At 48.4% G+C, this 24,201-nt stretch carries 20 protein-coding genes and 1 other RNA gene; 13 read left to right on the top strand and 8 right to left on the bottom strand.

Going from position 1 to position 24,201, the window contains the following annotated elements; all coding sequences use genetic code 11:
* Positions 1-350 precede the first annotated feature (350 nt).
* The 5 genes from F566_RS0103215 to smpB form a co-directional block, all read right to left on the bottom strand.
* Positions 351-1,751, bottom strand: coding sequence for a DNA methyltransferase (locus F566_RS0103215; protein WP_020405535.1), 1,401 nt, complete (start codon positions 1,749-1,751; stop codon positions 351-353).
* Complete coding sequence (locus F566_RS0103210; RefSeq protein WP_020405534.1) at positions 1,748-3,151, bottom strand: SAM-dependent methyltransferase; 1,404 nt, start codon at positions 3,149-3,151, stop codon at positions 1,748-1,750. Before F566_RS0103210 ends, F566_RS0103215 begins: the two co-directional genes overlap by 4 nt.
* 57 nt (positions 3,152-3,208) lie before the next feature.
* On the bottom strand, positions 3,209-3,385 hold the full coding sequence (gene mads1, locus F566_RS0103205; protein ID WP_020405533.1) for a methylation-associated defense system helix-turn-helix domain-containing protein MAD1: 177 nt from the start codon (positions 3,383-3,385) through the stop codon (positions 3,209-3,211).
* Positions 3,386-3,761: 376 nt separating this feature from the next.
* Positions 3,762-4,115: a transfer-messenger RNA gene (ssrA, locus tag F566_RS36145) on the bottom strand.
* 124 nt (positions 4,116-4,239) lie between these two features.
* Complete coding sequence (gene smpB, locus F566_RS0103200; RefSeq protein ID WP_020405532.1) at positions 4,240-4,719, bottom strand: SsrA-binding protein SmpB; 480 nt, start codon at positions 4,717-4,719, stop codon at positions 4,240-4,242.
* Between the two features lie 240 nt (positions 4,720-4,959).
* Between smpB and F566_RS31760 the strand changes: the two genes are divergently transcribed.
* From F566_RS31760 to F566_RS0103185, 3 genes are read left to right on the top strand one after another with little or no spacing between them, the layout of a single operon-like run.
* Entirely contained in the window at positions 4,960-6,969 is a 2,010-nt protein-coding gene (locus F566_RS31760) for a sodium-dependent transporter (protein ID WP_157496604.1), read from the top strand.
* A complete protein-coding gene (locus F566_RS0103190; protein WP_020405530.1) occupies positions 6,956-7,387 on the top strand; it encodes a type II toxin-antitoxin system RatA family toxin in 432 nt (143 codons plus the stop codon). Before F566_RS31760 ends, F566_RS0103190 begins: the two co-directional genes overlap by 14 nt.
* Before the next feature lie 49 nt (positions 7,388-7,436).
* Positions 7,437-7,727 (top strand): RnfH family protein, encoded by a 291-nt coding sequence (locus tag F566_RS0103185; RefSeq protein ID WP_020405529.1) that lies wholly within the window; start codon positions 7,437-7,439, stop codon positions 7,725-7,727.
* Between the two features lie 29 nt (positions 7,728-7,756).
* On the opposite strand, the gene F566_RS31755 is transcribed toward F566_RS0103185, so the two are convergent.
* On the bottom strand, positions 7,757-8,146 hold the full coding sequence (locus F566_RS31755) for an outer membrane protein assembly factor BamE (RefSeq protein WP_020405528.1): 390 nt from the start codon (positions 8,144-8,146) through the stop codon (positions 7,757-7,759).
* Positions 8,147-8,223: 77 nt separating this feature from the next.
* Here F566_RS31755 and fur point away from each other — a divergent pair, with 77 nt between their 5' ends.
* A complete protein-coding gene (gene fur / locus F566_RS0103175) occupies positions 8,224-8,634 on the top strand; it encodes a ferric iron uptake transcriptional regulator (protein WP_020405527.1) in 411 nt (136 codons plus the stop codon).
* Between the two features lie 135 nt (positions 8,635-8,769).
* Here fur and recN read toward each other — a convergent pair whose 3' ends face one another.
* Positions 8,770-10,434 (bottom strand): DNA repair protein RecN, encoded by a 1,665-nt coding sequence (recN, locus tag F566_RS0103170; RefSeq protein WP_020405526.1) that lies wholly within the window; start codon positions 10,432-10,434, stop codon positions 8,770-8,772.
* Between the two features lie 240 nt (positions 10,435-10,674).
* On the opposite strand from recN, the gene grpE reads away from it, so the two are divergent.
* The 7 genes from grpE to greA all read left to right on the top strand — a co-directional run bounded on the left by grpE (position 10,675) and on the right by greA (position 20,808).
* Positions 10,675-11,247, top strand: coding sequence for a nucleotide exchange factor GrpE (grpE, locus tag F566_RS0103165; protein WP_020405525.1), 573 nt, complete (start codon positions 10,675-10,677; stop codon positions 11,245-11,247).
* 128 nt (positions 11,248-11,375) lie between these two features.
* Positions 11,376-13,304: a molecular chaperone DnaK gene (gene dnaK / locus F566_RS0103160; protein WP_020405524.1), complete on the top strand. Its 1,929-nt coding sequence runs from the start codon at positions 11,376-11,378 to the stop codon at positions 13,302-13,304.
* A gap of 184 nt (positions 13,305-13,488) precedes the next feature.
* Positions 13,489-14,619: a molecular chaperone DnaJ gene (gene dnaJ / locus F566_RS0103155; protein ID WP_020405523.1), complete on the top strand. Its 1,131-nt coding sequence runs from the start codon at positions 13,489-13,491 to the stop codon at positions 14,617-14,619.
* A 147-nt stretch (positions 14,620-14,766) separates the two neighbouring features.
* Positions 14,767-15,570 (top strand): 4-hydroxy-tetrahydrodipicolinate reductase, encoded by an 804-nt coding sequence (gene dapB, locus F566_RS0103150; RefSeq protein ID WP_020405522.1) that lies wholly within the window; start codon positions 14,767-14,769, stop codon positions 15,568-15,570.
* Between the two features lie 202 nt (positions 15,571-15,772).
* Positions 15,773-16,921 carry a glutamine-hydrolyzing carbamoyl-phosphate synthase small subunit gene (carA, locus tag F566_RS0103145; RefSeq protein WP_020405521.1) on the top strand — a complete coding sequence of 383 codons (1,149 nt, stop codon included), beginning with the start codon at positions 15,773-15,775 and terminating at the stop codon, positions 16,919-16,921.
* Between the two features lie 152 nt (positions 16,922-17,073).
* A complete protein-coding gene (gene carB, locus F566_RS0103140; protein ID WP_020405520.1) occupies positions 17,074-20,289 on the top strand; it encodes a carbamoyl-phosphate synthase large subunit in 3,216 nt (1,071 codons plus the stop codon).
* Positions 20,290-20,331: 42 nt separating this feature from the next.
* Complete coding sequence (gene greA / locus F566_RS0103135) at positions 20,332-20,808, top strand: transcription elongation factor GreA (protein ID WP_020405519.1); 477 nt, start codon at positions 20,332-20,334, stop codon at positions 20,806-20,808.
* Positions 20,809-20,893: 85 nt separating this feature from the next.
* On the opposite strand, the gene yhbY is transcribed toward greA, so the two are convergent.
* Complete coding sequence (yhbY, locus tag F566_RS0103130; RefSeq protein WP_020405518.1) at positions 20,894-21,211, bottom strand: ribosome assembly RNA-binding protein YhbY; 318 nt, start codon at positions 21,209-21,211, stop codon at positions 20,894-20,896.
* Positions 21,212-21,345: 134 nt separating this feature from the next.
* Here yhbY and rlmE point away from each other — a divergent pair, with 134 nt between their 5' ends.
* Both rlmE and ftsH read left to right on the top strand, forming a co-directional pair.
* Positions 21,346-21,969 carry a 23S rRNA (uridine(2552)-2'-O)-methyltransferase RlmE gene (rlmE, locus tag F566_RS0103125; protein WP_020405517.1) on the top strand — a complete coding sequence of 208 codons (624 nt, stop codon included), beginning with the start codon at positions 21,346-21,348 and terminating at the stop codon, positions 21,967-21,969.
* 150 nt (positions 21,970-22,119) lie between these two features.
* Positions 22,120-24,060 carry an ATP-dependent zinc metalloprotease FtsH gene (ftsH, locus tag F566_RS0103120; RefSeq protein ID WP_342662524.1) on the top strand — a complete coding sequence of 647 codons (1,941 nt, stop codon included), beginning with the start codon at positions 22,120-22,122 and terminating at the stop codon, positions 24,058-24,060.
* Positions 24,061-24,201 lie beyond the last annotated feature (141 nt).

The following is a 24,201-nucleotide window of genomic DNA, read 5'->3' as shown; positions in this document are numbered from 1 at the left end:
GGGGGGGAAGATCCAAAATGGCCGGAAAAACACTCTGAATATTCGGCCATATATCGTCGAGAGTTTGAATTACCTCAGAACCTTGGGGTTATTCAGACTCTCCCTAATTACATACAGTAGACCAACCTCTTCAAACGTTGCTTTCCAGCTTTCAAGTGCGGAAGGGTTAAGTCGTCTTTCTCCTTGTCCAGAATCCCACCAACTTTTTAGCTCGTCATATGCTGTGTAATCAAAAAAGGTTAAAAAAATAGACCAAGCCTCCCGAGCTTTATCATTGTCTGAGAAAAAGCTAGGGTAACTGTAGCTATTTACTCTCCAAAACTCCGCTGGCCATGAATGAAATGAGGTGTTCAATGTGCCACCTCGTGATCGCCAATTCTAATATTAGGTATTGGCAAAGGCTGGGATTCACGACCAAGATTTTTCTTTGTCTTCTTTAATACTATTATCCAATCCATTAGAATTATCCCGCCTCGCCCTTTTCTTGGGAACTTCATGTAGTGTCTACGAATTCGGTATGCAAATGCTTTTTCGAGTTTTAAATCAAATTGAGCAGCAAGCTTAGTTAAGCAGTCATGGACTGGCATAATTCCGTTGGCAGACTGACTGTTGCCAACAACAAGGACATATCTCGCATTAGTTTTTAGAACTCTACTTGCCTCTTTAAAGTGTTCTTCCATGCCATGGAAGTAACCTATTACAGCGGACTTTCTATAGCTTGGTATTTCAGAAGGGCAGACCATTGTACTGATGGCTGCTGGAGGCATCTCATTTTTTATCGAAGGGTTCTTTGAGCCCACTGATTGGCGTCGCATTTCGTTAAATTTACTTCTGGACTCCACGCCTAATGACGGACCTAGCCAGAAATATTCCAGCATAAAGTTGTACATATAATCTACAGAGTCAACGTATGGGGGGCTTGTCACTATCAGGTCGACGCTATTATTTGACAGAGGTATCGATAAAGCATCTCCGTCTAAAATTTTTGCTTGGCTTGCTTGGCTTGCTTGGCTTGCTTGGCTTGCTTGACTTCTAGTTGAATCGAGCTCTTTTATTCCCTGGATTGAACGGTCAACAAACCTTTCAAATACCTCCCATGCATCAGGTGGTGATTTTTTTAGAGTGCCAGAGACATATGTTTTCTGACTTTGATCGTCAGCATTTGAAACCCAACGAAGCACAGAGCTAAATGCGCAAAGAAAAAACTCTTTTTCGGATTGACTCATTTGAAAGGTGTTTATCTTTTCAAAAATGAAATTAAGCTTTTCTTTATTTTCCCTGCTAAACCAATGTAATGGATTTTCGACTCCACTCATTGGAAGTTCGTCACCTTCGCTTCTCTTTCCTTTATATTTCAATATCTTTTTTGTTAACGACTGAATGTTATCAATGTTATATGGGTTTATTTTTGCTTTGGTTATCAATTTGGCTAGCGGGTCAATATCTAGTCCATAAGCCGATTTAACAGACTGTAGGCTTTCAACCAATGTTGTTCCGGATCCCATGAACGGATCCACTACAATCGAATGCTCGTCGCAAAACTGGCTTATCGCCCATCGTGGGACTTGAGGAATGTATTTCGCCGCGAACCTATGCATTCCATGGGTTAAAGGAGTTGTATTCGTAGAAAGACTTAACCCCAAAAGATCTCCATGATTAATGGAGTCAAAATCAGGGAAGGTATCTACGTTACTTAACTGGTCTTGCTCTAACTCTGCCACGCTTTCTGTATTCTCTGCTAAGTTGCTCATTCAAAAATTACCACCGATTCGCGCATATGGCCTTCGAAGCCTGTCAACAATGCTCTCTGTTGTGGTGAAACAGTTAGATGTCTCGATTCAATAATCTTTGCCTTAGAAAATCCCGATCTAATACCAATCATTGCTGTTAATACATCTGTCGGGATAATTACTCCTGCAAATGCAGAGTTTCCAACAACGACATGTGTGCGTCCGTTAGGTGCGAGCTTTCTGCAATGTTTAAGTACTGTATGCATATCCTGAAAATAACCTCTCAGCAGATCTGGAACACCCATTCTCCAGCTGCTTGCAGTTCGGTCCATTATGTTAATCAACGACTCCAGCTCTTCAAAAACTGGGTTGTTCTTACGATATTCTGCTGCGAGATGTGACCTGAGAGATTGCTTTCTAAGCTTATTTAGGTCGTCATAACTATCCACAAATCCTCCAAACCAAAGTTCAACCTTGAAGGCTTCAAAATAGTCAAAGCGATTTGCGTATGGAGGGCTAAATATAATAGAGTCGTACTTCTTATTTGGTAAAAGTTTGTCTAGTTTTAATGCGCTACCGGAAAGTACTTTTTGCTTAGACCAAGTGCCATACTTCCAGTCGGAAGTATCTTCAATCATGATGTCTAGTTGACTTTTAATACAATTAATAGCAAAGGAGGCTTGGTCACTTCCGAATCTTTGTAATTGCCACTCTCCATCTTTCTTGTCTTTGTACTTCCCTTTACTTCGCTGTTTGTTTCTGTACTTAATTCCGTTGCCTTCTTTGAAATAGCTTCCCACCTTTTCTAGTGATTCAAGCCATGCCAAATGCAAAAAGTCTCCAATTGTTGGGTTATCTGCTCTAATAGCTTCTATGGCCGACTTTGATTTCAAAACGACATTCAAAATTTCTGGCTCAAAGACTTTTTCAGATATAGATAAGTCAGGTAACCTTGATGGATTGTGCTTGCCAATAATAGCCTTTAGATCTGAACGAATTTTTTTGATCTGGTCAATTTCAGTATTTTTTAACTTTGTTAACTTAACCTTTGTTGAAAAGGTTGATAGTGGGTTAATGTCTACCCCAGTAGAAGATAATCCTCTCTGAGCTGCCCCTACCATAATCGATCCGCAGCCGCTAAAAGGGTCTAGTATTCGTCCTTCTAAATTTAATTTGTCGATTAGTTCTGGGGAATATGCTTCTCTATAGCGAAGCCATCTATGGATTTTGCTAGAGCTGTTACCCTTCCAATGAACGAATGGGGCAAGGTCGTAGTCTTGCTCAATTGGAAATGGACTTTGAAGATCGTCTAACAGTGCTTTCAATTTATTCCGCCCTACTAAAGAACTGTCTGAAAAAAATTTTATATTTTCTTGTTGATCTGAAATGATTGCTTTTCTGTATGCACTACTAGATTTCATTTTTTCTCACCTTACGTATTTGCATGCATACACCCATATTTTGCAAAATTATCCAAGTCACTTTTTGTGTTGTTGATTTTGAATCCACTGATCCAAATCTCTTTTCTTAAACCGCCAAGAATGACCAACTTTAAAGCCTGGGAGTTTTTGGTCTGCAGCCAAGCGATATACGGTCTTCTCATTTACCTTTAGGTATTCTGCCACCTCTTTTAAGGTGAGTATTTCGTCATCCATAGGGTTTAGAGCTCTTTTAGGTCGCACCGGATTTTACAAAGGCATAAATTACCATTTGATGGATACAGTGTCCATTAAAGTCCAGTTCTGACCAAGATTTCAAAACTTCCGCCTACCCAATTTGCCAATCAAACTCCTTTCCTCAGTCCGACAATAAGCTACTGATTTTAAAGGGTTCTCTGTTCTATAGTCATGGACTTTGGCTATTCTAGGAGGGGGGAGGCGCAGAGAGTATTCGGCCATTCAGAGAAGAATTGCCGGTGAAAGTCCGCGATTACAAAGGTGGCGAAGTCCGCAAACCCTTGCCACATAAGGCCTGTAGCGCGGGGCGTAGGCATAAAAAAAGGTGAACTGAGATCAGTTCACCTTCTTCAATTGGTGGAGACGGCGGGAATTGAACCCGCGTCCGCCAGTCCGCTGCCATTGGCTCTACATGCTTAGGACCCTCTATTTAGTTAACCTGTTACGACCCGGAGGGCAGGGTGTAAAAGGCGATCTCCTGAAGTTTCGCGAGAGCAGATGGAGCGTCTGCGCAAGCTAGCTTGTTCTGGATGACACTCATAAAAACCGCGATACAAGCATCTTGGCATGAGTGCTAGCAGCATTAAGCTGCTAGAGCGTAGTTTTCGTCGTTTGCGACTATTTTTTACAGTAATTGGAGTACGAGTGTTACTGTCCACTCGACATGCACCTCAGGGTTTGTAACCGGCGTCGAAACCAAGTCGTCCCCAAAAAGTGGTTCTACAACATCAAAATCAGTAGATGTCGTAGATATGGTGGCGATGTTAACCGATTTCAAGGCCGTTTCGCCACTTAAGTTTGTTTAACGCTTAAGAAAGTTCCAGTAAATCAGCTTATTGCTTCACGTGTTCCCGGACAACGCGTTGTTTCTGGCGGTTCCAGTCGCGTTCTTTCTCGGTTTCCCGTTTATCGAAATCTTTCTTCCCTCTAACCAGGGCGATCTCGCATTTCACTTTGTTGCCTTTCCAGTACAGCGCCAGAGGTACACAGGTGTGGCCACTCTGGTTGACCTTGCCGATCAGCTTATCCAGTTCCCGGCGGTGCAGAAGTAGCTTCCGGGTTCGGGTTGGATCGGCGATTACGTGGGTGGAGGCTTCCTTCAAGGGGGTGATATGGGCTCCGAGCAGCCAGGCTTCGTCATCCTTAAGTAAGACATAGGAATCCACGAGCTGGCACTTCCCGGCACGGAGGCTTTTGACTTCCCATCCAGTCAGAGCGATGCCTGCTTCGAACTTCTCTTCGATGTGATAGTCAAAGCGGGCCTTCTTGTTCAGGGCGATGGTGCCCGGTGATTGTTTCTTGGCTTTGCTCATATTTCCGACTGACAATTAAAACGGCGTATTGTAATGAAAGTCGGTGTACTTGGCTAACGATTGCCGACGCGCTGACTTCCGGGCACGTTATCCGTTACAATCCGTCGTTTGGAATAGCCTCATAATAAAACCAAGGACTCCTGAATATTCTCCTGCGTGCTCTTTATAAGGGCATTGGCATGATTAGCGGAGGAGCGACAGGCCAGGCTGTGTAGTTAATCTGAAGAGCGTTGTGATCTTTTGGCCCAGCACGATATACGCATTGTTAACGATGCGCGCATGTGGAATCGCCAGAAAACCTTCCTGATGTCTGGCATCGGGGTTGTGGTAGGTTTTTCGAATTTCTGGACGTTTCCCTCGCTAATGACCCAATACGGCGGAATGACGTTTCTGCTCTCTTATCTGGCAGCGCTGGGACTGTTTGCTATTCCTTTGGCTGTGCTCCAGGTGGGGATCGGCAAGAATATTCGCAAGACGCCGGTGCTCGCGTTGCAGCAACTGGGTGATAAATCCGAAGGTTACTCCATCTGGCGGCTATCCGGATTGTTGCTGGTGCTGGCCGCCACGTTGACGGTGGTGATTTATTCTGTTGTGGCTGGTATGGGGCTGGCCTACGCGTTTAAGTCTGCCTTCGGTGACTTTCAGGGGGCCGATGTCAGCACAGTGGTGGGGATCTTCACGGATCTGCAGCAGGATGCAGACCAGATGTTGCAGTGGCTGACAGTGTTTGTCCTGGTGGTCTGGATTATTTCTATTCGGGGGATGTACCGGGGACTGGCTGTTGCGGTGCAGTATTTTATTCCTCTGATGGCCGTCATTTTGATTTTCCTGACATTGTTCAGTGCCAGGCTCCCATCGATGGAATCAGCCGCGCAAGTGCTGTTTGCCCATGAGATGGATGTTATCAGCTGGCAGGGAGTGCTGGCAGCGTTCAAGCAGGCTTTCTTTTCCATGGCGTTGGGAACCGGGGTGTTTATTCTGCTCGGGGCCTATATGCCTTCGCATGGTTATATTACCCGGGTGGTTCTGGCGATCAGTTTGGTTGATATGCTGGTGGGAGTGTTGGCGGGGCTGATTGTGGTTCCCTGGTTGCTGATGCTGGAATTGCCACTGGATCAGGGCTTTTCGTTGTTGTTTCAATCGATTCCGCTGGCACTGGGGAATATGGCTTTCGGCCAGTTCTTTGGGGCGATGTTGTTTGTATTGTTGACCCTGGCTGCCTGGAGCTCGGCAATATTCCTGATTGAGCCCCTGATCGCCTGGCTTCAAGAGCGGTTGGGGTGGGGGCGAACCCTTGCAACCACATTGGTGCATATTCTCGTATGGCTGATGGGGGCGGGCTTGGTGCTGTCTCTGACGGATTCCCATGCTCTAGGGTGGGCGGGAATGCCTTTGTTCAGTCTGGTGCAGTTTATGGTATCCACGCTGATCATCCCCTTGGCTGGAGGGTTGTTGCTGGTCCTGTGTGTCTATATCCTTCCCGCCCGGAAACTGGCTGAGTCTCTGGACATGACCACGAACAAGTTGTTGTTTCGCATCGGTCGTCCACTCTTGCGCTATATTTGTGTCCCGGTTGTGATCATTATTCAGGTTTCGCTGATGTCTGATCTCTGGCTGTATAGCTGCCAGTTTAAGGAAGGCTCCACTATCCTGCTGTGTCCTGGCGATAAGCTGGCGCAAATAGAAGCGTTTTTGGAAGGGGTGGGAGACGAAGAAGATCGGGGAGACGAAGAAGACAAGGTGATTGAAGAAGGTGTTGATGGATCCGACACGATTGCAGGAGGCGGAGAAAGTGAGGGCCTTAGTGAAGAGGATCAGGAAGTACTTTCAGATGAGGTAGGCAGTCCCTCCAGAGCTGACGAAAAACGAGTGTCAGATGTCTCTGAGGAAGAGTCTGGTCAAGACGATGGAACAATTGTCGAGAATGAAGTCGTCGATCCTTCTGGGGAAGACGACACTGATGGAAGCGTTGAAGCCGGCAATGACGATGAGATTGGGGAAGATAAAGTCGCTGAAATAGAGAAAGCCATTGGTCAGGGAAGAGTGGCGAAAGCGGTTGCTCGCTCCGGAAGCAGCAGAAATGAAAAGAGCCGTGTCGAAAAGGATGCGGAAGTGACGGAAAAGCAAAATACTGACACATTGTCTGAAAAGGCTGAGAATGATCCTCAGGTTGAAGATCATTTGGCCGGTTCTGATAGTAAAACAGAAGACGTGATTAACGAACAGGAGACAGAGGTTGCCCCAGATTAGTCGTAGCGCATTGGTCGCGTATTCGGCAGAACGTATGTATGACCTGGTGAACGATGTGCCGGCATACCCGGAGTTCTTGCCCTGGTGTGGCAGAACCTGGGTTTTGGAAAGTCATGGGAGCGAGATGGTTGCCAGGATAGAGGTCCGTAAAGGCGGTGTTGTGCATACCTTTACGACCCGCAATAGTTTGGTTCGACCGGACAGGATACATTTGTCTTTGGTGGAGGGGCCGTTTAAAAGCCTGGATGGCATCTGGCACTTTTCACCTTTGGATGATCATGCCTGTAAAGTGATGCTCGAGCTGAACTTTGAGCTTTCCAAAGCGATTGCGGGTATTGCGTTGGGTCCAATATTTTCTCAGGCTACTGGGACGATGGTGGACGCTTTCTGTCGGCGGGCTAAGGATATATACGGTTAACGTCAGATACTGTTGGTGTGACTGGCATTTTAGTGGAAAGCAGGGTGTTATGAGTGAGCTGAAAATCAGAGTTGAGGTTGCCTACGCATTACCGGAAAAGCAAAAAATTCTGCACCTGGATGTGGTACCTGGAACGACCGTTATGGATGCGGTAAAGATGTCGGGCATCACGGAGCTGTTTCCTGAGATTGATTTGGGCAACAGTAAGTTGGGGATATTTGGTAAGGCTGTGACAAAGCCTGATTCACAGGAGTTGCGGGAGGGGGATAGAGTGGAGATATATCGCCCGCTTAAGATTGATCCCAAGCAGGCGCGACTGAATCGGGCCAAGAAAAAGTAGAAAACCGGACCAGCGGTTAAACTACAGGTTTAAAGCTTGGGTTTTGCCTCTTGAGCGCGGCGATCGGTGTGTGCTTTGGCAGGGTTCGCCAGATTGGCTGATAGAATTTCCCGCTTTTCTATTCGTTGCAGAATGTCATTCTCGTAATAGAGAGTGATGTTTTGGCGGTGAATATCACCCCCCTCCAACTGAATCGTGTACAGATAAGTTTCATATGAGGGGTCAAAGGTGCTTTCCAGTATCGGAGCGCCCATGATGAAATGTACCTGGTTGCGGTTCAGGCCGACTGACAACTGGTCAATCGTTTCCTGCTCAATAATATTCCCTTGCTGTACATCGATTTTGTAAACTCCTGGAAATGAGCAGCCTGCGAGCGCTACCAGGGTAAAAGAAAGGAATAATAATTTTAGGTTTTGCATCTTGAGGTATTTTCCACTATCTTGGCTCGGCAGCGAATGATAACTGATTGCATTGCGAACTGATACACGTCTGACCTATGACTAACGAAAATTTAGAATTAAAGAAAGCTGGGCTCAAGGTCACCTTGCCCCGAGTGAAAATCCTGAACATCCTGGAGTCTTCTGATACTCGACATATGAGTGCAGAGGATGTCTATAAATCGCTTCTGGAATCAGGAGATGATGTTGGTTTGGCGACCGTGTACCGGGTGCTGACTCAATTTGAATCTGCCGGTCTGGTATTGAGGCATAATTTTGAAGGCGGCCATGCTGTTTTCGAGCTGAACAATGATGATCATCATGATCACATGGTATGCACTGAGACCGGTGAAGTGATTGAGTTCTGTGATCCCGTGATTGAAAAGAGGCAAAAAGAGATTGCTGCCGAGCACGGGTATGAAATTGTTGATCACAGCCTGATCCTATATGTAAAACCCAAGAAGTCCTGATTTCTCAGGGCTTCTTTTCTCTTTTTCGCCACCTTATTTTTACCCCTCCCTGGTTTTCTGATTTTCACACCACTTGTACCTTGAATTTGTGCCCGCTAACTTTGGTATTTCGGGTGAGCTTACGGCTTGTATCTGTTACTGCAGTTGGCTGCCATTCAGCATTTCGTGTGCATGGGCAAGGCTGTGTTCGGTGATGTTGACGCCGCCAAGCATACGGGCAATTTCATGCACCCTGTCTTCACCGTTCAGCTTATGGATGGAAGATTGTGTTGCACCTTCACGAATACTCTTCGAGACAAACAGGTGATGGTTGGCCTGTGAGGCAACCTGTGCCAGGTGTGTGACGCAGAGAATTTGCGCATTTTGCCCAAGGTCACGCAGCATGCGGCCGACAATTTCTGCTGTGGGTCCGCCAATCCCGACATCCACCTCGTCGAACACCATGGTTGGCGTTTGCGAGGACGCGGCAGTGATCACCTGAATGGCAAGACTGATACGGGAAAGTTCGCCTCCGGAGGCAATTTTGCGCAGGGGTTTGGGAGGTTGTCCGGCATTCATGCTGATGAGCATTTCTGCTTCCTCAGCACCCTGTGGGCCGGGCTCCTGTAATGCGGTCAACTCAATGGCAAATTCAGGTGTCATGCCCAGGTTTGCCAATTGCCTGATGACGGCTTCCTGCAGTTTTTTGGCGGTAGTTCTTCTGGACTTGCTCAGTTTATCCGCGCTCTTGAGATAAAGTTCGTGGAGCTTTTGTACCTGATCCGAAAGAGCCTCCGCATTATTGTCATCGGAGGTGAGTTCAGCCAGTTCGGCGCTTAATTCCTGATGTCGCTCAGGTAGCTGTTCCGGTGCGATTCTGTGCTTTCTGGCGAGATCATAAATAGTGGAAAGCCGGGTTTCCACTTCTTGCAATCTTTCTGGGTCCAGCTCTACATCATCCTGCAGGTGACGTAATTCGTTGTGTGCCTCTTCAAGCTGAATCAAGGCGTCATTCAACATGGTTTGCGCACTGCTAAGGCGGGCATTGTTAAGGTTCAGGTCATCCAGTAGATGAAGGCCATGGCGCAACTGATCCAGGCAGCCGCCTTCCTGCTCAAGTATGCCGTCGCTGACTTGGTGAACACTGGAAAGGATGCTTTCGGCATTGGCCAATTGATTCTGTTCCTGTTCCAGCTGATTGAGTTCACCTTCCTGCAGTGCCAGGGAGTCCAGTTCCTCCACTTGATAGGTCAGAAGCTGTATACGGGCTTCGTTCTCTTCATTCTGGTTAAGTAATGCCTGGAGTTTGTCGGATTTCTGTTTCCAGTCTCTGTATTTTCCAGAGACTTCTTTCACCTGTGATTCGAGATTGCCGAATTCATCAATGAGGCGCTGCTGGGTTTCTTTTTTGAGAAGAGAGTGATGTTCATGCTGGCTGTGGATCTCCATCAGCCGTTCACCCAGATCTTTCAGCTCCTGCATGGGAACGGCCTGACCGTTGATGTATCCCCTTGAGCGACCTTCAGCAGTAACAGTGCGTCGAATGATGCATTCGTTGTCCTGGTCCAATTCCTTTTCCTGCAGCCATTTCTGTGCTCCGGCGAGGCTGGAAAGATCAAATACTGCTGTAACGTCTGCTCTGTCGCAGCCATGGCGGACGACATCTGCAGAGCTGCGATCTCCAAGGGTCAGCCCGAGAGCGTCCAGCACGATGGATTTCCCGGCCCCTGTCTCACCGCTCATGGCGGTCATACCGGGGCCGAACTCCAGTTCAAGGTGGGCGGCAATAGCAAGATTACGAATAGAGAGGTGTGTCAGCATAGAAAGTCTCTTGGTAATCGGGGATCCATTAATGCTGTCTAGGTATACAGTAAAAAAAATACTTCAGCAATAGTCCTTCGTCCGAACTGAGCCCCGAATAAATGCAGTTTATTGTCTGAATTTCTATTTGGGCGGGGTTATTAATCTGTCGGGATGTTAAAAAATTGGTTGAAACCAGCTCAAGCGACCCCATATAGAGGCCAACTTAATAATTTCGGCAGGTTTGTGGGAGTTTCGCGAATGTCAGAAGAGACTAAAAATCAAACAGAAGAATCACAGGTTGAAGAATCAGCCGCTCAGGCAGAAGCCGGAGCCAGCGACGCTGGTGTAGAGTCTGTGGGCGATGCTGACGGCCGCATAGCTGCATTGGAAGCAGAGTTGGCAGATGCCAAAGATCAAGTGCTGCGGGTAAGTGCAGAAATGCAAAACGTTCGTCGCAGAGCGGAAAATGACGTGGAGAAGGCGCGGAAGTTTGCGCTGGAGCGTTTTGTGAAGGAGCTTTTGCCTGTTGTTGACAGTCTGGAGAAGGCGATTGAAGCCTGCTCGGCCGAAGGCGATGCATCCGAGCAGATCGTGACTCTGAAAGATGGTGTGGAGATGACTTTATCTCTGCTTCTGGGGGGCATGAAAAAGTTTGATGTTGAGCCTGTGGATCCCCAGGGACAACCGTTTAATCCGGAATTTCATGAAGCCATGTCCATGGTGCCACAACCGGACGCGGAGCCAAATTCCGTTATCGCGGTGTTGCAGAAAGGATACACCCTTAGTGGACGTCTGGTGCGTCCAGCCATGGTGATGGTGGCAAGAGGGTAATTAAGGTCACAAAGTCCGGAGAAGTTGCTTCGGAGAGTAAAAATTAGGCGATGTTGGGTTGAAAAATCAGGAACGACTCCAATATTAGCTGGTAATTAATTTCAAGTTTGAGTCGGGAGCTTTTCATTATGGGTAAAATTATCGGAATCGACTTGGGTACCACTAACTCCTGTGTTGCCATTCTTGAAGGTGACAAGGCGCGTGTTATCGAGAATGCAGAAGGTGGTCGTACCACTCCTTCCATCGTGGCTTACACCGAAGACGGTGAAACGCTGGTAGGTCAGTCGGCCAAGCGTCAGGCAGTTACCAATCCAACGAACACTTTGTTTGCAATCAAGCGTTTGATTGGGCGTCGTTTCGAAGATGACGTCGTTCAGAAAGATATCAAAATGGTGCCTTACACCATTGCCAAGGCTGATAACGGTGATGCTTGGGTGGAAGTGAAGGGCGACAAGATTGCTCCTCCTCAGGTGTCTGCAGAAGTTCTGAAGAAAATGAAGAAAACTGCGGAAGACTTCTTGGGTGAGAAGGTGACCGAAGCTGTCATCACAGTGCCTGCATACTTTAACGACTCTCAGCGTCAGGCAACAAAAGATGCTGGTCGTATCGCAGGTCTGGAAGTTAAGCGGATTATCAATGAGCCGACCGCGGCAGCTCTGGCATATGGTATGGACAAGCGTGGCGGTGACCGCAAAATCGCCGTTTATGACCTGGGTGGTGGTACTTTCGATATCTCTATTATTGAAATTGCCGACGTCGATGGCGAAATGCAGTTTGAAGTACTGGCGACCAATGGTGATACCTTCCTGGGTGGTGAGGACTTCGATCTGCGTCTGATCGAATACCTGGCAGGTGAGTTCAAGAAAGACTCCGGTATCGATTTGCATGGCGATCCACTGGCTATGCAGCGTTTGAAGGAAGCTGCTGAAAAAGCCAAGATCGAGCTGTCCAGCAGTCAGCAGACAGATGTCAATCTGCCATATATTACTGCGGATGCATCCGGTCCTAAGCATTTGAACGTGAAGGTTACCCGCGCGAAGCTTGAAAGCCTGGTGGAAGAGCTGGTTGAGCGCAGTCTTGAGCCATGCCGTAACGCGCTGAAGGATGCGGACTGCAATTCTTCTGAGGTTGACGAAATCATTCTGGTTGGTGGTCAGACTCGTATGCCACTGGTTCAGACTCGTGTGGCTGAATTTTTCGGAAAAGAGCCTCGTAAAGATGTTAACCCTGATGAGGCTGTTGCAATCGGTGCGGCAATCCAGGGTGCGGTACTGTCTGGTGACGTTAAAGACGTGCTGTTGCTGGATGTTACCCCGCTGACCCTGAGTATTGAAACCATGGGCGGTGTAGCGACGCCGATCATCGAGAAAAACACGACTATCCCAACCAAGAAATCTCAGGTGTTCTCAACGGCTGAGGACAACCAGTCTGCGGTGACCATCCATGTTGTTCAGGGTGAGCGTAAGCGTGCCATGGATAACAAGTCACTGGGTCGTTTTGACCTGGCAGGACTTCCGACGGCTCCGCGTGGTGTGCCTCAGATCGAAGTTACCTTCGACATTGATGCCAACGGTATCCTGAACGTATCAGCCAAAGATAAAGCCACTGGTAAAGAGCAATCCATCATTATCAAGGCGTCTTCCGGATTGAACGAGGAAGAGATCGAGAAGATGGTTGCAGATGCAGAAGCTCACGCTGCTGATGATAAGAAGTTTGAAGAGCTGGCATCTGTGCGCAATCAGGCTGATGCTCTGGTTCATGCAACCCAGAAGACTCTGAAGGATGCCGGTGATAAGGCAACTGATGAAGAGAAAGCTGCCATCGAAGCTGCAGTCAAAGAGCTGGAGGAAGTCGCTAAGGGCGATGACAAGGAAGCAATCGAGACTGCAATGCAGAAGGTGAGCGAAGCGTCATCTTCACTGGCGCAGAAAATGTACGCTGAAGCAGCTCAGGCTGGTGAAGCGGGTGCGCAGCCTCAAGATGATGCGGATAGCGGTAAGTCAGCGGATGATGCTGTTGATGCAGAGTTTGAAGAGGTTAAGGACGACAAGAAGTAATACTTCCTGCTACAGAAGTGTTGCCTGAATATTCAAGGGCGTCACTTCTTTAACGAGAACTAAAAGCAGTGCGGAACTATGCCGTGCTGCTTTCTCGTATTCGGGCTTGTGGGTGTCAGATGAAACATTGGCAGGCTCTGAGGTATAATCGCAATCTTTTTGCAGTGGGCGCATCAAACTGACTATGTCTAAACGAGATTATTATGAAGTACTGGGTGTCGACAAGGGTGTCGATGCCAAGGAAATCAAAAAAGCATACCGCCGCTTGGCTATGAAGTATCACCCGGATCGTAATCCGGATGATGCGACAGCAGAAGAGAAGTTCAAAGAAGCTACTGAAGCTTACGGCATTCTGTCTGATGACCAAAAACGCGCTGCTTATGATCAGTTTGGTCATGCAGGGGTTGATCCCAACTCTGCCGGAGGCGGTGGTTTCGGTGGCGGCGGTAGCTTCAGCGATATTTTTGGGGATGTCTTTGGGGATATCTTCGGAGGTGGCGGCGGCGGTGGTCGTACGCGGGCGAATCGCGGCGCTGACCTTCGCTATACTTTAGAGTTGGATCTTGAAGAGGCTGTTCGCGGTACAACGGTAAAAATTCGTGTGCCATCGCAGGCCGAATGTAATACCTGTCATGGTTCTGGTGCGGAAAAAGGCTCCGAGCCAGAAACTTGCGGAACCTGTCAGGGGCATGGTCAGGTCAGAATGCAGCAAGGCTTCTTCTCCATTCAGCAAACCTGTCCGCGGTGTCGTGGCGCCGGTCAGATTATTCGTAATCCATGTAAATCCTGTCATGGTTCAGGTTATGTTGAAGAGCAGAAAACTCTATCGGTCAAGGTGCCAGCAGGTGTCGATACCGGTGACCGTATCAGGCTGACCGGAGAAGGCGAACCTGGTGCGCACGGTGGGCCGGCTGGAGATCTTTATGTGCAGGTATCTGTGCGTGAGCATAAGATCTTTACTCGTGATGGGCGCAATCTGTATTGCGAAGTTCCCATATCTTTTGTGGACGCAGCGCTAGGCGGGGAGTTGGAAGTGCCGACCCTGGACGGTCGCGTTAAGCTGAAGATTCCTGAAGAAACCCAGACCGGTCGTCTGTTCCGACTTCGCGGTAAGGGCGTTGCTCCTGTGCGAGGAGGTGCTGCGGGTGATCTATTGTGTCGCGTCGTGGTGGAAACACCTGTCAACCTGACCAAAAAGCAAAAAGATCTCCTGAGAGAGTTTCATTCAACGATGGAAGCTTCCGGAAGTCAGGCTCCCAAAAAGGAGAGCTGGTTCGAAGGGGTTAAAAGCTTCTTTGATGATATGAAGTTCTAAGGTTGCTTAAAAGCCGGCATCTGCCGGCTTTTTTTGGTGCCAATCTTGTGGTGGGGTGTTTTAAAGCACTTGATTTGTCGAATGTGGGATTCGGAAGCTGAATTCGGCATATGTCAGAAAGTGGAAATCTTGAGAAAAGGGTAATCGATGACACGTGTAGCAATAGTTGGTGCCTCCGGTCGTATGGGGAAGGTTCTGGTCGAGGCTGTCGCAGATAATGACGATACGCATCTGGGCGCGGCAAGTGTTCGTTCGGGTAGTTCTCTGGTGGGGGCTGATGCCGGAGAGCTGGCTGGGATCGGTAAGCAAGGGGTGTTGTGCACGGACGATCTTGGTAGCGTTTTGGATGAGTTTGATGTGATTATCGATTTCACGAGTCCGGAAACCACGATGGGTTTGCTTGATTTTTGTGCTGAGCATCAAAAAGCATTGGTGGTCGGAACGACTGGTCTGACGGAGGAGCAGAAGGCTGCTATTGCCGTTGCGGGCGAGAAATTTCCGCTGGTATTTGCGCCCAACATGAGCGTTGGTATCAATCTTTTGTTGAATATTCTGTCTTTGACGGCCAAAACCTTGGGTGATGACTATGATGTTGAGATCATCGAGGCTCACCATCGCTTCAAAAAGGATGCTCCCTCCGGAACTGCGTTGTGCCTAGGGGAAGTGGTTGCAGATGCGCTCGGTCGTGACTTGAAAGAGTGTGCCGTGTATGGTCGTGAGGGAATTACCGGCGAGCGTGATGTCAAAACAATTGGTTTTGAAACGATACGTGCCGGCGATGTCGTTGGGGATCATACGGTGTTGTTTGCGACTCAGGGCGAGCGAATTGAAATCACGCATAAGGCCAGTAGTCGCATGACATTTGCCAAAGGTGCAGTAAAGGCTGCTGCCTGGTTGAAGGGACGAGAGGCGGGTTGTTATGACATGCAGGACGTTCTTGGGTTGAAGTAAATGTCACTTTTTGTTCGATTGAGCAAATCTTGGGCGTGACAGAAAACGGCAAGTCCTATACAATACGGCCGTTTGTGCGCACGTTGCCCATAATCATTATCGGATTAAATTTCAGGAAAGCGGGATGGAGAGATTTCTCCCTCTCGCTTTTTTGCAACTTGAATCCGCCCTCTTAAAGATTTGACACGTTTTCTGGCGAGCTATGGAATCATACACACCTGCGATACTAGCACTTGAAGACGGAAGCGTATTTCACGGTATTTCTATTGGGGCCACCGGACAGAGCATCGGTGAAGTGGTTTTTAACACCTCCATGACCGGATACCAGGAAATCCTTACCGACCCCTCCTACGCAAAACAAATCGTTACACTGACTTACCCTCATATCGGTAATACCGGTGTGAACAAGGAAGATGTGGAATCTGACCAGATCTGGGCAGCAGGCCTGGTCATCCGTGATCTGGCGATGGAAATGAGTAGCTGGCGCGCGGAGCAGTCCCTGTCAGATTATCTGAAAGATAATGGGATTGTCGGGATCGCTGAAATCGATACCCGTCGTCTGACCAGAATACTACGCGAAAAGGGCGCCCAGGCCGGTTGTATCATGGCGGGTGAGGATATCTCTGCGGATACGGCGGTTGCCGCTGCGAAAGGATTCCCGGGGTTGAAGGGGATGGACCTGGCAAAAGAGGTGACCCGGCAGAGCTCTGTTGAGTGGACTGAGTCGACCTGGGTGTTGGGTGAAGGATATCAGACCCTTGAAAAACCTGAATTTCACGTGGTTGCCTACGATTTCGGCGTTAAACGAAATATTTTAAGAATGCTGGCTGAGCGGGGATGCAAAGTGACTGTTGTGCCTGCCCAGACGCCAGCATCTGAAGTGGTTGCGTATAATCCTGATGGAATTTTCCTTTCGAACGGTCCTGGCGATCCGGAGCCATGTGACTATGCCATTGAAGCCATCGAAGAACTGCTGAAGACTGGCGTGCCTACCTTTGGTATTTGTTTGGGGCATCAGTTGCTTGCTCTGGCCAGTGGCGCAAAAACCGTAAAAATGAAGTTTGGACATCATGGGGCTAACCACCCGGTTCAGGATCTGGATTCCGGTCATGTCATGATTACCAGTCAGAACCACGGATTTGCGGTGGATGAGGACACTCTGCCAGAGAATGTCAGAGCCACTCATAAGTCTTTGTTTGATGGATCTCTGCAAGGTATCAGTCGAACCGATGTTCCAGCATTCAGCTTCCAGGGACATCCCGAAGCCAGCCCGGGGCCGCACGATGTTGCTCCGTTGTTTGATCAGTTTATAACTATGATGAGAGACGCCCAGCTTCGCACTGCGAATTAACCGGCGGCACTTCCAGTTAAGCGCCCTTAACGTCTGCCTCTGATTATTCGGAGTTGAGCAGATATAAAAAGGGGCGCTGCCATGCCGCACCTGAAAGGTGGCGGTTTTCGCACATGCTTGGTCAGATATTCGAATAGAGAAGAACGTTACAGATGCCAAAACGTACAGATATTAAAAGTATCCTCATCATCGGTGCCGGCCCCATTGTTATCGGGCAGGCGTGTGAGTTTGACTATTCCGGAGCTCAGGCATGTAAGGCCCTGCGCGAGGAGGGATACAAAGTTATCCTGGTTAACTCCAATCCCGCAACCATCATGACCGATCCGGCCATGGCAGATGCTACCTACATCGAGCCAATCAGTTGGCAGGCTGTGGCCAAAATCATTGAGATAGAACGTCCAGACGCTCTGCTGCCTACCATGGGTGGGCAAACCGCACTGAACTGCGCATTGGATCTGGCGCGTGAAGGTGTGTTGGAAAAGTTTGGCGTGGAAATGATCGGAGCTACACAAGACGCCATTGATAAGGCGGAGGATCGTGAGCGCTTTGATCAGGCAATGAAGGCAATTGGTCTCGAAACACCTCGCGCCTCCATTGCGCACAGCATGGAAGAGGCCATGCAGGTACTGGATCAGATTGGCTTCCCTTGTATCATTCGTCCGTCATTCACTATGGGTGGCTCCGGCGGAGGGATTGCTTATAACAAGGAAGAGTTTATTGAAATCTGTGAACGTGGTCTGGAACTGTCACCAACCAGTGAGCTCTTGATTGATGAGTCTCTGATTGGTTGGAAAGAGTATGAAATGGAAGTCGTTCGCGATAAGAACGATAACTGCATTATCGTGTGCTCCATTGAGAATTTTGATCCCATGGGGGTGCATACAGGGGATTCCATAACGGTTGCTCCTGCCCAGACTTTGACGGACAAAGAATATCAGCTCATGCGAAACGCATCGGTCGCTGTTTTGCGCGAGATCGGTGTTGAAACCGGTGGCTCCAATGTGCAGTTTGGCATGGATCCGGAAACCGGTCGAATGGTCGTGATTGAAATGAATCCGCGGGTATCCCGTTCCTCTGCACTCGCTTCGAAGGCAACAGGCTTTCCTATCGCAAAAGTGGCTGCCAAGCTGGCTGTTGGCTATACCCTGGATGAGCTGCAGAATGACATTACGGGCGGAACCACGCCGGCTTCATTCGAGCCAAGCATTGACTACGTGGTTACCAAGATCCCCAGGTTTACATTTGAAAAGTTCCCTCAGGCCAATCCAATACTGACCACGCAGATGAAATCTGTGGGTGAAGTGATGGCCATTGGTCGGAATTTCCAGGAATCCCTGCAGAAAGCTCTGCGAGGGCTTGAAGTGGGCTCCTGTGGGTTCGATCCCAGGCTGGATTTAACGGCAGAAGATGCTGATGAATTGGTAGTTCGGGGACTGAAACAGCCCACTGCTGATCGAATCTGGTACATTGGGGATGCGTTCCGCAAAGGGATGTCGGTTTCAGAGGTTTTTGAGCACTGTAAGGTAGATCCCTGGTACCTTGTGCAGATCGAAGATCTGATCAAGGAAGAACAGATGTTAACCCGGCTTGCTTTGTCCGATCTTACGGCTGAGCGCATGCGCAGACTGAAACGCAAGGGCTTCTCTGATGAGCGCCTGGCTCAGCTTCTCGGGATTAACGAAAAAGCGTTGCGTAAGCAGCGCCATGACTTTGGGGTTCGTCCGGTCTTTAAGCGTGTGGACACCTGTGCGGCAGAGTTCGCTTCTTCAACGGCTTACATGTATTCCACTTACGATGAGGAGTGTGAAGCTCAGGCTACTGATCGTGAGAAAATAATTGTCATCGGTGGCGGTCCAAACCGAATAGGGCAGGGAATCGAGTTCGATTATTGCTGTGTTCATGCAGCACTTGCGCTGCGTGAAGATGGCTACGAAACCATCATGATCAACTGCAATCCCGAAACGGTGTCTACTGATTACGATACCTCGGATCGCTTGTACTTCGAACCGATCACTCTGGAAGATGTGCTGGCGATTGTGGATGTAGAAAAGCCAAAAGGGGTCATTGTTCATTATGGTGGACAGACACCTCTAAAGCTGGCTCGTGGTCTTGAAGATGCAGGCGTGCCCATCATTGGTACTACACCCGATGCTATCGACCGGGCAGAAGATCGTGAGCGTTTCCAACAGATGATTGGTCGCCTGGGGCTTTTGCAGCCACCTAACGCGACAGCAAGAAGTCTGGAGGAGGCGTTGTCTCATGCCAAAGAAATCGGGTATCCGCTTGTTGTGCGTCCATCTTACGTGCTTGGTGGGCGAGCGATGGAAATTGTCTATGACGAAACTGAGCTCAAGCGATACATGCGCGAAGCCGTTATGGTTTCGAATGACAGCCCTGTTTTGCTTGATCACTTCCTGAATGCGGCGATTGAGGTTGATATCGATGCCGTTTCAGATGGCAAGAATGTCGTGATTGGCGCCATTATGCAGCACATTGAACAAGCGGGTGTTCACTCTGGTGATTCGGCATGTTCCCTACCGCCATATAGCTTGTCGGCGGATGTTCAGGACCGGATGCGCGAAATGGTCATCAAGATGGCGCTGGAGCTTCAGGTTATTGGTCTGATGAATGTTCAGTTGGCCTATCAGGATGGCGAGATATATGTTATCGAGGTGAATCCGCGGGCTTCCCGGACGGTGCCGTTTGTATCGAAGGCCATCGGTTTATCCCTTGCTAAAGTTGCTGCTTTGGCGATGGCTGGGAAGACCTTGGAAGAGCAGGCTTTTACCACTGAGATTGTACCTAAGTTCTACAATGTGAAAGAATCCATCTTCCCATTCAATAAATTCCCCGGAGTTGATCCAATTCTTGGGCCGGAAATGAAGTCTACCGGTGAGGTGATGGGGGTTGGGCGCTCATTTGATGAAGCGTTTGCCAAAGCTGCAGCCGCGGGTGGTGATTTCCTTCCTACCAAAGGAACCGCTTTTATCAGTGTCAGAGATGCTGATAAACCGGGTGCTGTGGCCGTTGCACGTAGCCTGGTTGAGAGTGGTTTCCGCATTATGGCAACTGGTGGAACGGCGCAAGTGTTGCAGGATGCCGGTATTGAGGCCAAACAGATAAATAAAGTGCGTGAAGGCCGTCCGCATATTGTTGATGCCATTAAAAATGATGAAGTGGATTTGATTATCAATACCACAGAAGGCAGAAAGGCAATTGCGGACTCTGCAGAGATTCGTAAAACAGCGTTGCGTCACAAGGTGACCTATACTACCACCTTGACCGGTGGTGAGGCGTTCTGTCGCGCAATAAAAGTTGGTCAGGATCATGAAGTTAACAGGCTGCAGGATATTCATGCGGCGAACTAGTTTTAATAGAGCTGTTTGCCCAAGGAAAGTGATTAAGGTTATATGAATAAAGTACCTATGACTAAAGCAGGGGAAAAAGCCCTGCGTGAAGAATTAAATCGTTTGAAAACAGTTGATCGTCCCAAAGTTATTGAGGCGATTGCTGATGCTCGCGAACATGGGGATCTGAAAGAAAACGCAGAATACCATGCAGCGCGTGAGCAGCAGAGTTTCATCGAGGGGCGCATTCAAGAAATTGAAGGCAAGTTGTCCATGTCTCAGATTATTGATGTCGCGGCGATTCCTAATACAGGGAAGGTAATCTTTGGAGTAACCGTCGACATTATCAATATTGAGACGGACGAGGTTAGTACTTATACCATCGTTGGTGATGATGAGGCTGATATCAAGCATAACAAGATATCTATTTCGTCTCCCATTGCTCGTGCATTGGTTGGTAAAGAGGTGGGTGACGTTGTGACTGTGCAGATACCAAGTGGATTGGTTGAGTACGAGATTGAGGAAGTGCGTCACGCCTGATGTCTTGAGGATCATTAAAAGAGCCGTATCTGAATGATTCGGCTCTTTTTTTGTTTTGACAGGATGTTGGGGGTGGAGGCGGCTGTTATCTGCCGGCCTGAGCGCGAATAATATTGGAAAGCTTTGGATTCGGGTTTGGGTTGCGCCTGAGAAGTACGGCGGTTTTTCCAATCAATTGAACCAATTCACTGCGGCTCATTTTGCAAATTTCATCAACCAGTTCTGCGCGTTCATCCCGTTCGCCTGCGGAGATCTTGATTTTGATGAGTTCGTGATCGGTCAGCGCTCTTTCCAGTTCGCCAATAACGCCTTCTGTAACGCCATTTCCGGCTATAATGACAACAGGTTTCAGGTGGTGGGCAATCGCTTTGTATTTTTTGTGTTGCTCGATAGATAAAGCCATGGGTTTAAATTACTCCGCTAAGAATTGATCGTATTTTAGCGGATGACAGCGGTGAATCCGAGTACTTTCCTTTGGCAGTAGGTATTTGTGCTGTTAGTAGAAGGCAGGATCCACAATATTATCAGGGGTGTTTTTTGGCTCGTTCTAAGTCCAGTAATCGCTGGTTGCAGGAGCATCACAGCGATGTCTATGTAAAAAAATCCAAAGAGGACGGTTATCGTTCCCGGGCTAGCTACAAACTGCTGGAGCTTGACCGCCTGGATAAGTTGCTAAAGCCTGGAATGACGGTGATAGATTTGGGGGCTGCTCCAGGGGGGTGGTCTCAAATTGTTGCGGACAAAGTTGGTGACAAAGGCGTTGTCATTGCCTGTGATCTTCTGGCGATGGATAACATCGCAGGGGTCGAGTTCGTGCAGGGGGACTTCACAGAAGATGAAGTGTTGGAAAATATTCTACAATTAGTAAACGGGAGGCCGGTTGACCTTGTAATTTCAGATATGGCCCCCAATATGAGTGGGATGAAGGCAGTGGATATCCCTAAAGCTATGTATCTGGTGGAGTTAGCACTGGATCTGGCGGATCAGGTGCTGAAGAAGAATGGCGTTTTTGTGGCCAAAGTTTTTCATGGTGCAGGCTTCGATGAGCTATTGAAGGATGCGCGCCAAAAGTATTCCAGTGTCGCAATTCGTAAACCTGATGCATCAAGGTCTCGTTCACGGGAGACCTATTTGGTGGCCAAGGGGTTTAAAGGGAGCTGATGAGCAAAAATTAATGGTGCTCTTAGCTAAAATCTATGTGGGCTGATGTGGCGTATGACCAGGACATATAGTAAGGTTCTGGTTGATATCATGCATATTGTCCGCCAAATGTGCTAGATACATTTCAGAAGTTATTAAGAGGGTTGGCCCTTGAACGATATGGCTAAAAATTTATTACTCTGGCTGATCATAGCGGCTGTTTTGCTGACAGTTTTTAACAATTTTAATGTGCCTTCGTCAGCGCAGAAGCTTAATTATTCCGAGTTTCTGCAAATGGTCGATAACGGTCAGGTGCGGAAGGTGGCTATTGATGGGCTGACAATCGAGGGGGAGCGGCAAGACGGTTCCCGCTTCACGACGATTCGTCCCCCAGTGACAGATATTGATCTGATCGGTGATCTGCTTAAAAACGATGTGGTCGTTGAGGGGCGTGAACCAGAGAAGCAAAGTATCTGGACGCAACTGTTGGTGGCCTCATTCCCAATACTCGTCATTATTGCTGTTTTCATGTTCTTCATGCGGCAAATGCAGGGAGGTGCTGGCGGCAAAGGCCCTATGTCCTTTGGTAAGAGCAAGGCCCGGTTAATGGGGGAGGATCAGATTAAGACGACATTCGCTGATGTGGCGGGTGTAGACGAGGCCAAAGAAGAAGTGAAGGAAATCGTTGATTTTCTTCGTGATCCGAGCAAGTTTCAGCGCCTGGGAGGAAAGATACCTCGTGGCGTGTTGATGGTTGGTTCTCCTGGTACTGGTAAAACATTGCTGGCGAAAGCGATTGCGGGTGAAGCCAAAGTTCCCTTCTTTTCGATTTCCGGTTCCGACTTTGTTGAAATGTTTGTGGGCGTTGGTGCTTCGCGTGTCAGGGATATGTTTGATCAGGCCAAGAAGCAAGCACCATGCATCATTTTCATTGATGAGATTGATGCAGTCGGTCGTCATCGTGGTGCCGGTTTGGGCGGTGGTCATGATGAACGTGAGCAGACGTTGAACCAGTTGCTTGTTGAAATGGATGGTTTTGAGGGTAACGAAGGTGTGATCGTTATTGCTGCCACCAACCGTCCTGATGTGCTTGATCCTGCACTATTGCGTCCTGGTCGCTTTGACAGGCAGGTGGTAGTTGGGCTGCCTGATATTGTTGGGCGTGAGCAGATTCTCAAGGTGCACTTGCGTAAGGTTCCGGTAGAGGATGATGTGAACCCTGCTGTTATCGCTCGGGGAACCCCTGGCTTTTCCGGTGCGGATCTTGCGAACCTGGTAAATGAGGCCGCTCTGTTTGCTGCACGTGCCAATAAGCGCACTGTGAGTATGCAGGAAATGGAGTTGGCCAAAGACAAAATCATGATGGGCGCTGAGCGCAAATCTATGGTCATGTCTGAGAAAGAGAAACGTAATACTGCCTACCACGAAGCAGGTCACGCAATTGTCGGAAGGCTTGTTCCTGAGCATGACCCGGTTTACAAAGTAAGTATTATTCCGCGTGGCAGGGCGCTTGGGGTGACCATGTTCCTGCCGGAAGAAGATCGTTATAGCCAGAGTCGCCAAGCGCTTGTCAGTCAGATTTGTAGTCTGTTCGGTGGTCGTATCGCTGAGGAGATTACATTGGGATCTGAAGGGGTGACCACTGGTGCTTCCAATGATATTCAGCGTGCTACTGAATTGGCGCGGAATATGGTGACCAAATGGGGGCTGTCTGAAAAACTTGGTCCGTTGATGTATGACGATGAAAACCAAGAGGTCTTTCTTGGTCGTAGTGCGGGTCATAGTCAGAAGGTCTATTCTCCAGAGACTGCTCAGCGAATAGATGATGAAATTCGGACAATTATCGATGACTGTTATGCCCGTGCGAAGCAGATCCTTGTCGATCATATGGATAAGTTGCATTTAATGGCGGATGCTTTGATGAAGTATGAAACCATTGATAGTGAACAGATCGATGCCATCATGGCTGGAAATGAACCTAATCCACCCAAGGGGTGGGGGGATTCTGATCCTCCTGGAGGTTCTAAAGTTACTCCTGATTCTGTGCAGGGCGTTCCGCCGAAAGAAGATCCTAATAGTGGGCCCATCGGAGGACCTGCAGGTACTCACTGATTGTTAGTGTTTAATTAAGTGTTAAAAGGCCCGGTATGTCCGCAATGCTGTTCACTTAAGTGTTTGAGTTAGCGCAGGGCTTAATAGAAAATCCAATGATGGAAACATCATCGGATTTTTTATGGATTTTCAGCAAGACCT

Origin of the sequence: Hahella ganghwensis DSM 17046, assembly GCF_000376785.1 — a bacterium.
Lineage (GTDB): Bacteria > Pseudomonadota > Gammaproteobacteria > Pseudomonadales > Oleiphilaceae > Hahella > Hahella ganghwensis.
Note: the sequence above shows the minus strand (reverse complement) of the source record. Positions and strands in the feature narration are given on the sequence as shown.

Bases quoted from the DNA above. Each gene is read 5' to 3' on its own strand.
- F566_RS0103215 (WP_020405535.1), bottom strand. From the start codon at position 1,751: ATGAGCAACTTAGCAGAGAATACAGAAAGCGTGGCAGAGTTAGAGCAA.
- F566_RS0103210 (WP_020405534.1), bottom strand. From the start codon at position 3,151: ATGAAATCTAGTAGTGCATACAGAAAAGCAATCATTTCAGATCAACAA.
- mads1 (WP_020405533.1), bottom strand. From the start codon at position 3,385: ATGGATGACGAAATACTCACCTTAAAAGAGGTGGCAGAATACCTAAAG.
- smpB (WP_020405532.1), bottom strand. From the start codon at position 4,719: ATGAGCAAAGCCAAGAAACAATCACCGGGCACCATCGCCCTGAACAAG.
- F566_RS0103185 (WP_020405529.1), top strand. From the start codon at position 7,437: ATGAGTGAGCTGAAAATCAGAGTTGAGGTTGCCTACGCATTACCGGAA.
- F566_RS31755 (WP_020405528.1), bottom strand. From the start codon at position 8,146: ATGCAAAACCTAAAATTATTATTCCTTTCTTTTACCCTGGTAGCGCTC.
- fur (WP_020405527.1), top strand. From the start codon at position 8,224: ATGACTAACGAAAATTTAGAATTAAAGAAAGCTGGGCTCAAGGTCACC.
- recN (WP_020405526.1), bottom strand. From the start codon at position 10,434: ATGCTGACACACCTCTCTATTCGTAATCTTGCTATTGCCGCCCACCTT.
- grpE (WP_020405525.1), top strand. From the start codon at position 10,675: ATGTCAGAAGAGACTAAAAATCAAACAGAAGAATCACAGGTTGAAGAA.
- dnaK (WP_020405524.1), top strand. From the start codon at position 11,376: ATGGGTAAAATTATCGGAATCGACTTGGGTACCACTAACTCCTGTGTT.
- dnaJ (WP_020405523.1), top strand. From the start codon at position 13,489: ATGTCTAAACGAGATTATTATGAAGTACTGGGTGTCGACAAGGGTGTC.
- dapB (WP_020405522.1), top strand. From the start codon at position 14,767: ATGACACGTGTAGCAATAGTTGGTGCCTCCGGTCGTATGGGGAAGGTT.
- carA (WP_020405521.1), top strand. From the start codon at position 15,773: ATGGAATCATACACACCTGCGATACTAGCACTTGAAGACGGAAGCGTA.
- carB (WP_020405520.1), top strand. From the start codon at position 17,074: ATGCCAAAACGTACAGATATTAAAAGTATCCTCATCATCGGTGCCGGC.
- greA (WP_020405519.1), top strand. From the start codon at position 20,332: ATGAATAAAGTACCTATGACTAAAGCAGGGGAAAAAGCCCTGCGTGAA.
- yhbY (WP_020405518.1), bottom strand. From the start codon at position 21,211: ATGGCTTTATCTATCGAGCAACACAAAAAATACAAAGCGATTGCCCAC.